This is a genomic window from uncultured Roseovarius sp. (assembly GCF_913054395.1).
Classification (GTDB): Bacteria; Pseudomonadota; Alphaproteobacteria; order Rhodobacterales; family Rhodobacteraceae; genus Roseovarius.
In genome coordinates this window covers 23,585-30,300 of record NZ_CAJXIP010000029.1, presented here as the reverse complement: position 1 = coordinate 30,300, position 6,716 = coordinate 23,585, and the positions used below count along the sequence as shown (strand labels likewise).

8 protein-coding genes are annotated in these 6,716 nt (G+C 60.8%); 2 read left to right on the top strand and 6 right to left on the bottom strand.

Annotated features, from left to right (window positions below; all coding sequences use genetic code 11):
* The 3 genes from QZ522_RS06305 to QZ522_RS06295 form a co-directional block, all read right to left on the bottom strand.
* The coding region (locus QZ522_RS06305) for a S49 family peptidase (protein WP_294608784.1) at window positions 1-578 on the bottom strand (578 nt) is incomplete at its 3' end.
* 112 nt (window positions 579-690) lie between these two features.
* On the bottom strand, window positions 691-1,452 hold the full coding sequence (locus tag QZ522_RS06300) for an ABC transporter permease (RefSeq protein ID WP_294608782.1): 762 nt from the start codon (window positions 1,450-1,452) through the stop codon (window positions 691-693).
* Complete coding sequence (locus QZ522_RS06295) at window positions 1,449-2,378, bottom strand: ABC transporter ATP-binding protein (RefSeq protein ID WP_294608780.1); 930 nt, start codon at window positions 2,376-2,378, stop codon at window positions 1,449-1,451. The genes QZ522_RS06300 and QZ522_RS06295 overlap by 4 nt, the downstream gene beginning before the upstream one ends.
* 207 nt (window positions 2,379-2,585) lie before the next feature.
* On the opposite strand from QZ522_RS06295, the gene QZ522_RS06290 reads away from it, so the two are divergent.
* Window positions 2,586-3,281: an SGNH/GDSL hydrolase family protein gene (locus QZ522_RS06290; protein WP_294608778.1), complete on the top strand. Its 696-nt coding sequence runs from the start codon at window positions 2,586-2,588 to the stop codon at window positions 3,279-3,281.
* On the opposite strand, the gene QZ522_RS06285 is transcribed toward QZ522_RS06290, so the two are convergent.
* On the bottom strand, window positions 3,278-3,781 hold the full coding sequence (locus QZ522_RS06285) for a carbon monoxide dehydrogenase subunit G (protein ID WP_294608776.1): 504 nt from the start codon (window positions 3,779-3,781) through the stop codon (window positions 3,278-3,280). The two genes, QZ522_RS06290 and QZ522_RS06285, sit on opposite strands and share 4 nt — an antisense overlap.
* Before the next feature lie 150 nt (window positions 3,782-3,931).
* On the opposite strand from QZ522_RS06285, the gene QZ522_RS06280 reads away from it, so the two are divergent.
* Window positions 3,932-5,017 carry a CaiB/BaiF CoA-transferase family protein gene (locus tag QZ522_RS06280; RefSeq protein ID WP_294608774.1) on the top strand — a complete coding sequence of 362 codons (1,086 nt, stop codon included), beginning with the start codon at window positions 3,932-3,934 and terminating at the stop codon, window positions 5,015-5,017.
* Window positions 5,018-5,026: 9 nt separating this feature from the next.
* Here the strand turns inward: QZ522_RS06280 and QZ522_RS06275 are convergent, their stop codons facing one another.
* Together QZ522_RS06275 and yghU are read right to left on the bottom strand one after the other, a co-directional pair.
* Window positions 5,027-5,746 (bottom strand): NYN domain-containing protein, encoded by a 720-nt coding sequence (locus QZ522_RS06275; protein ID WP_294608772.1) that lies wholly within the window; start codon window positions 5,744-5,746, stop codon window positions 5,027-5,029.
* A gap of 83 nt (window positions 5,747-5,829) precedes the next feature.
* Window positions 5,830-6,696, bottom strand: coding sequence for a glutathione-dependent disulfide-bond oxidoreductase (gene yghU, locus QZ522_RS06270; RefSeq protein ID WP_294608770.1), 867 nt, complete (start codon window positions 6,694-6,696; stop codon window positions 5,830-5,832).
* Window positions 6,697-6,716 lie beyond the last annotated feature (20 nt).

Sequence of the window (6,716 nt, the reverse complement as noted above, 5' to 3'; positions counted from 1 at the left end):
AAAATATCCGGATTATCGGCAAGTTTTGCCCCGCGGCGGGTTTTGACATGGGTCACGAAGGCCTCGTGGATATCTTCCAGGATACCCTTGAGCCGGGTCACGTCCTCGGGCTTTTCGGGCAGGAAGGGGTCAAGCATGCTTTTGGATTTCCCAGAGGTGTGGACCCGCCGCTCGATCCCCTGCCGCGACAGCAGGACCTGCGCGCCGAACCCGGCCGAAATCACCCCGATCGAGCCAAGAACCGACGAGGGATCGGCCCAGATATCATCGGCGGCGGTCGCAAGCCAATAGCCCCCCGATGCGGCGACATCCTCGACAAAGGCATGTACGGGGATGTCCTTTTCCTCGGCCAGCCGACGAATGCGCGCGGCAATCAGCGAGGATTGCACCGGCGAGCCACCCGGCGAGTTGATCACAAGCGCCACCGCGACCGGTTTGCCTTTGGAAAACGCCTTTTCAATGATCGGGCCAAGGGACTCGTCATTCAACTGGCTGCGCCCGCCCGCGCCGATTGTACCGGCAAGACGAATGACCGCGACAGTCGGTTTGCGGTTCAGAAAGGGGATCAGATGTTTCATATTGCCCGATGTAGAGTGCCGGGGCGCGACAAACAAGGCAGGGCAGCACAGTGGGTGCGTCACCCGCCACAATTGCGGCGGGGACGGGGTAAAAAGATCACGCTGAAAGCGGTCAGGATTTGATCCGGTATCCGGTCCTGAAGATCAGCCAAACCGCCGCAAGGCAGAGTGCGAAGAACACGCCGATTGCCGCGAGGCTAACGCCGATGGCCACATCCGCCGTGCCGAAGAACGACCAGCGAAACCCCGAGATCAGATAGACCACCGGGTTGAACAGGGTCACCGTCTGCCAGGCGGGGGGCAGCATCGAGATCGAATAGAACGACCCGCCAAGGAAGACGAGCGGGGTGATCACCAGAAGCGGGATAAGCTGAAGCTGTTGGAAATTCTCGGCCCAGATGCCGATGATGAAGCCGAACAGGGAAAACGACAGGCAGATCATCACCAGAAAGGCGATCATCGCAACCGGGTGCTGAATGTCGAGATCGACAAACATCTGTGCCGTGATCAGGATCACCACGCCGATCATCAAGGCCTTGGTTGCCGCCGCGCCGACATAGCCGATCACGATCTCAAGAAAGTTGACCGGGGCCGAAAGCAGCTCGAAAATCGTGCCGATGAATTTCGGGAAGTAGATCCCGAAAGAGGCATTGCTGATCGCTTGGGTCATTACGCTCAGCATGATCAGACCGGGCACGATGAAGGCACCGTAAGCGACGCCTTCGACCTGCTCTATCCGGCTTCCGATGGCGGCGCCGAAGACCACGAAATAAAGTGAGGTCGAGATCACCGGTGACAGCAGGCTTTCCATGACGGTTCGGAAAAACCGCTTCATTTCATAGACATAAATCGCCCATATCGCGTGCAGGTTCATTGCGCATCCTCTTGCACCAGCCCGACGAAAATCTCTTCGAGGCTGCTTTGACGGGTTTCGATATCGCGCAGCGACAGGCCCTCTTTGGCCAGGGCCTGAAGCAGGCGGGTGATGCCGGTGCCATCGCCTTGGGTGTCGTAATGGTATTTCAGTGCCTGACCGTCACCGGTCAGTTCAAGGTGATAATCCTGCAAGGCGTCGGGCACCCGATCAACCGGCGCTGAGAGGTCGATGCGCAGGGTCTTGCGACCCATGCGGCGGATCAGGTCGGCCTTGTTCTCGACCAGGAGGATTTCGCCTTTGTTGATCACCGCGATGCGGTCGGCGATGGCCTCGGCCTCTTCGATGTAATGGGTGGTCAGGATGATGGTGACGCCCTCGGCCTTGAGGCCCTCGACCACCTGCCACATGTCGCGGCGCAATTCGACATCGACGCCGGCTGTCGGCTCATCCAGAAACAGAACGCGCGGCTCGTGACAGAGCGCCTTGGCAATCAGCACCCGGCGTTTCATCCCGCCGGATAGTTCGCGAATGCGGCTGTTGCGTTTGTCCCAAAGCGACAATTGTCGCAAAATCCGCTCGATCAACGCACCGTCATGCGGTTTGCCAAAAAGGCCGCGGGAAAAGCGCACCGTGTTGACCACCTTTTCAAACGGCTCAAGCGCAAGCTCTTGCGGCACAAGCCCGATCATCTCGCGCGCCGCACGATAGCCGGTCACGATATCGTGGCCGCCAACCGAGGCGCTGCCGCCGGTCGGGGTGGTGATGCCGCAGAGCGCGGATATAAGCGTGGTCTTGCCCGCGCCATTGGGGCCCAGAAGGGCAAGGATTTCACCCTCTTCAATCGACAGGGACACGCCGCGAAGCGCCTCGAACCCGCCTTTATAGACCTTGCGCAGGTCATCCACTTTTACAATCGGTGCCATTCTGACCCTCTTTCGCAGTTGTGGCGAACCTAGGCTTTTGGCCATAATGTGCAACATCCCATGGCGCAGAGTGATCTGTGCAGATTTGCGCTATATGCCTTGCCGGTGTCGTGATTTTGACCAATTTCAAACAGCATGTCTTGGTCTTTTGCCCGCAATCGCCTAGACGACTTCGCCTGCCACCCCGGATCATGAGGTGACCCTGAAATGCTCAAACCCGTGTTCGCCCTTGTTATGACCGCATTTGCATTGCTTGGCTGCACCGAAAGTGTGATCCGAGACACGCCATCGCGGATTTTGCTGATGGGCGATTCGCTTTTGGCGGTGCATGGAATGACGGGGCATTCCGTGGCCAACGGGGTTGAGCGCACCCTGAAAGAACCGGTTGTCGATCGCGCCGTGTCGGGCGCGCGGTTCCTCTATCGCCTGCCGATTTCCGGGGCGGCGGGTCTGAGCATTCCCAAGCAATACCGCGTCGGGGAATGGGATTGGATCATACTGAACGGTGGCGGCAACGACATCTTGTTCGGCTGTGGCTGTGGGGCCTGCGGGCGCAGGATGGATAAGCTGATCAGCGAGGATGGCAGGCGCGGTGCGATCCCCGGCTTTGCCTCAAGGATGCGGGCGACAGGCGCACAGGTGATTTACGTGGGTTACATGCGCACGCCGGGTGTCACCTCGCCGATCGAGGGCTGTACCGATGAGGGCGACGAGATGGATCGCCGCGCTGCGCGGCTGGCGGCGCTTGACCGGGGTGTGCATTTCCTGTCGCTGGCCGATCTGGTGCCGCATGGCGACCGAAGCTATCACGGCATCGACCTTATTCACCCATCGCCCAAGGCAAGCGCCGCAATTGGTGAGCGCATTGCCCGGATCATCGCGCAAAGCGAGGCGCGCCGCTAGCTGATCAACCGTTTCAGCCAGCCTTTCTTTTCCGCCTCCGGGGCGTCGTCCTCTTCCTTGGGGCCCTCAAGCACCTCTTCAAAACGGCTAAAGAACTGTTCTGCCATCTTCTTGGCAAACCCGTCGACGATGCGGCTTCCAAGCTGGGCAAGCTTGCCACCGACCTTGGCCTCGACCTCATAGATCAGGCGGGTGCCGGTTTCGCTATCTTCCAGCCGCACATTGGCGCCGCCCTTGGCAAAGCCGGCAGCCCCGCCCTTGCCTTCGCCGGTCAGGGTCAGGCTTTCCATTTCCACCATGTTCGACAGGGTCACGGTGCCCTTGAACGTGGCTTTGACCGGGCCGACCTTTTGCACGACCAGCGCGTCAAACCCGTCTTCGGGCGTGCCGGTCACCTCTTGCGCGCCGGGCACGCATTCCTTGAGAACCTCGGGGCTAAGCAGGGCCGCCCACACCGTTGCGCGATCTGCCTTGATATCGCGCTCGTCACTCATCTGCATTGGTATCGCTCCTTGCCTTGCGGGGATTGCTCAAACCCTAGCGCAGGGTTGGCGTGTCGCCAAGAGAACTGCAAGCTCTGGCGGCGCAAAGGTGGCTGGCACCTTCGTGTCTGTCTGCGTAATCTGGGGCAAATCGGAAAGGGACAGGGCATGCTATCGGGTATTCGCGTGATCGAGATCGAGGGATTGGGCCCCGCGCCCTTTGCGGCGATGATGCTGGCCGAACTTGGGGCCGAGGTGATCGTGATCCACCGCCCCGGCAAAGGCAGCTTTGTCGCCGGGGAGCGCAACTTGCTGGACCGGGGCAAACGCTCGATCACGCTTGATCTCAAGGACCCTGCCGATCTTGAGGTGGCAAAGGCGCTTGTCATACGCGCGGATGCTCTGATCGAGGGGTTTCGCCCCGGTGTGATGGAGCGGCTTGGCCTTGGTCCCGAAGAGATGCAGCGCGCCAACCCAAGGCTGGTTTATGGCCGCATGACCGGCTGGGGCCAGGATGGGCCGCGTGCCCAGACGTCGGGGCATGACCTTAATTACATCGCCACCTCTGGCGCGCTTTGGTATGCTGGCGCCCCCGGCACCCCGCCCCAGACGCCGCCGACGCTGGTCGGCGATGTGGGCGGTGGTGCGCTTTATCTTGTGGCCGGGGTGCTTGCGGGTCTGTTAAAGGCCGGGCGCACCGGGGTTGGCACGGTGGTCGATGCGGCGATTGTCGATGGGTCGGCGCACATGATGGCGCTTTTGATGTCGATGGCCCCGAGCGGACATTTGCGTACAGAGCGGGGTCAAAGCCTGTTGGACGGGCCGCATTGGTCGCGGGTCTATCGCTGTCATTGTGGCGGATATCTGAGCGTGCAATGCCTTGAGCCACAGTTCTACGCCGAGTTCCTGCGGCTTCTCGGGCTTGAAGACCTCCCTGTTTTTGCCGCGCAGCATGACCGTTCTGCCTGGCGCGAACAGGGGGCGGCGCTTGAGGCGATCTTTGCGCAACACCCTCTAAGCCATTGGGCGGAGGTGTTTGCCGGGTCCGACGCTTGCGTGGCGCCGGTCTTGTCGCCCCAAGAGGCCGCGACCGAGGCCCATATGGCCGCGCGTGCGGTCTGGCGGCATGAGGGGGATGACGTGAACCCCGCCCCGGCGCCGCGGTTTGACGGATCGGTGCGCCAGGTGTCGCCGCCCCCCCTGCGCGGGGCGCAGAATGAAGAGATCAGGGCCTGGCTGGCGTCCGAGGCCTGACGGATTTGCCTAATCGACCCGGCGCACCAAAAGCTGATTGCCGGGGCCTGATTTGGTCTCGAACACCTTCAGTTCCTTGATCAGGTCACTGAGCTTTTTCTTGCCATAGCTACGGGTGTCAAAATCGGGCTTGTCGGCCTGTATCTGCTGGCCAATGCGGCCAAGCGGATACCATTCATCGTCAAGGTCGATCTTTTCCATAGCCTCGAATATCAGCCCGCGCGCGGCGGTCATGGTCTGAACGTCCATCGTCGGCGCGGGCGCGCTTTGCGGGGCGTCCTCTGAGCTTTGATAGATGTTCTCGATGGCGACAAAGCGGTTGCAGGCATTCTTGAGCGCATCCGGCGCCTTGGCCTCGCCAATGCCGATGACGGTCAGGCCCTGTTCGCGGATGCGGCTGGCTAGGCGGGTGAAATCGCTGTCGGATGAGACGAGGACAAAGCCGTTGAAATGGCCCGCATGCAGGATGTCCATCGCGTCAATCACCAGGCCGATATCGCTGGCATTCTTGCCTTTGGTGTTGGCGGTTTGCTGATGCTGGACAAGGCCGAGTTCCTGTGCCGTCTTGGTCCAGCCGGACAGTTGCTGGCTTGACCAGTCGCCATAGACCCGGCGCAATCCCGGCTCGCCATAGCTCGTGACCTCTTTCAGGATCGCGCGGGCGTATTTGGCGGGGACATTGTCGGCGTCGATCAATACCGCAAGAAGCGGGGTCTTTGGGTCGGGCATGGTCGATCTCCTGTGCTGGATTCAGTCATGCCCGATCCGGGCCGGGTGTGAAACCCTTTTGCGGTGTGTATTTACCCCGGCGCTTAGGTCGCGAGGGCGAGCTTGTCTTGCGTCCTGGTGTCAAAATCTGACGCGTCATGGCGCTCGTGAAGCTGCATGTGCGGCTCGCCAAAGCTTCGGTTGACCATGCGCCCGCGCTGCACGGCCGGGCGGGCGTCTATCTTTTCCGCCCAGGCCATGACGTGCTTGTAGGTTTTCACGTCAAGGAAGGTGGCGGCGCTGTACAGGCGGCCAAGAACAAGCTGACCGTACCACGGCCAGATCGCCATATCGGCAATCGAATAGGAATCGCCCGCGATATAGGGCCGGCTGGCCAGTTGCCGGTCCAGTACGTCAAGCTGGCGCTTGGCCTCCATCGCGAAACGGTTGATCGGGTATTGCCATTTTTCCGGCGCATAGGCGTAGAAATGGCCAAAGCCGCCACCCAGATAGGGCGCGCTGCCCATTTGCCAGAACAGCCAGTTGAGCGTTTCGGTGCGCTCCGGGCCGCTGGCGGGCAGGAAAGCCCCAAATTTCTCGGCCAGATGCATAAGGATCGAACCGCTTTCGAACACCCGCAGCGGGGCATCGCCAGTGCGATCCATCAACGCCGGGATTTTCGAGTTGGGGTTGATCTCGACAAAGCCGCTCGCGAACTGATCGCCCTTGCCGATGTCGATGCGCCAGGCGTCATATTCGGCATCGTGACCGGCGGCGAGCAGTTCCTCGAACATGATCGTCACCTTGACCCCGTTGGGTGTGGCCAGCGAGTAAAGCTGAAACGGGTGCTTGCCGACCGGCATCTCCTTGTTATGGGTGGCCCCGGCGACGGGGCGGTTGATCGAAGCGAATTTGCCGCCTGATTCAGTCTCCCATGTCCAGACCTCGGGGGGGGTGTATGTGTCACTCATATCTATATTCCTTACTCCGA